The sequence below is a fragment of the Veillonella parvula genome, assembly GCF_024461875.1.
GTDB classification, from domain to species: Bacteria; Bacillota; Negativicutes; order Veillonellales; family Veillonellaceae; genus Veillonella; species Veillonella parvula_I.
The window spans coordinates 1-212 of sequence record NZ_JANGAL010000167.1; the positions used below are offsets into that span (position 1 = coordinate 1).

The 212-nt window shown below is 38.7% G+C and carries 1 protein-coding gene; it reads right to left on the reverse strand.

Features of this window, described 5'->3' with window-relative positions; translation table 11 throughout:
• Positions 1–212 (reverse strand): SGNH/GDSL hydrolase family protein (locus NE668_RS10235; RefSeq protein WP_256197007.1); only part of this gene is annotated, 212 nt, incomplete at both ends.

A 212-nucleotide genomic window follows, 5' to 3' on the forward strand; every position in this document is an offset into this window, starting at 1 on the left:
TTTTGGAATCATTCGTTCCAAGCATAATAATTACAATGTCTGCATTATAAGCTTTACTTTGTTCGTATTCTGTACCGCTTTTATATGGATTACTTGTCCCCTCCATCAAAAACGCACCTGTTTCCCCAAAGTTTTTTACTTCATATCCGCTTCCAAGTAAACTCTGCAAACGTGCCGGATATGCATTTGGTCCTTTCTTTCCTGAATTCGCG